We start from the raw sequence: 382 nt of genomic DNA, 5'->3' as shown, positions 1-382 counted from the left end.
ATACCGATTCATGCTGATGCTCAGCACCGTAGCCGGCGGTAAAGCGGATCTGGCTGAGCGCATAGTCAAAGCCGGCTTTCTCGGCCGTCTGTGCCAGCTTCTGGTTGTACTCCAGGCTCCAGTCAGTGCGTTGCGGGATGGTGCTGACGACCAGGCCGCCGCTGACGTTCGGCACCCAGTAGGCAAACTTGATATTGGCGCTGGAAGAGGATTGGCTCATCGCGATGGTCCTTTGTCCTGTGTGGGATGGGAACGAACGAAGCGGGTGCTTCAAGCAGCTTGCGCCACCGGAGCGGTGCGAAGATCGTCGGCCGAAGACGCGCTCAACAGCGGCAATGCGCGCGCAACGGCCAGGGCGATCCGTTCGCGCAGTGCCTGACTG

The 382-nt window shown here is 61.5% G+C and carries 1 pseudogene; it reads right to left on the bottom strand.

Annotation, left to right across the window (positions count from 1 at the left end):
* Positions 1–220: pseudogene (locus GRF61_RS24450) on the bottom strand (LLM class flavin-dependent oxidoreductase); the annotation flags it as partial.
* Between the last annotated feature and the right edge of the window lie 162 nt (positions 221–382).

The sequence above is a fragment of the Azoarcus sp. TTM-91 genome, from assembly GCF_012911025.1.
GTDB lineage: Bacteria > Pseudomonadota > Gammaproteobacteria > Burkholderiales > Rhodocyclaceae > Azoarcus.
This window is presented reverse-complemented; position numbering and strand designations above follow the sequence as displayed.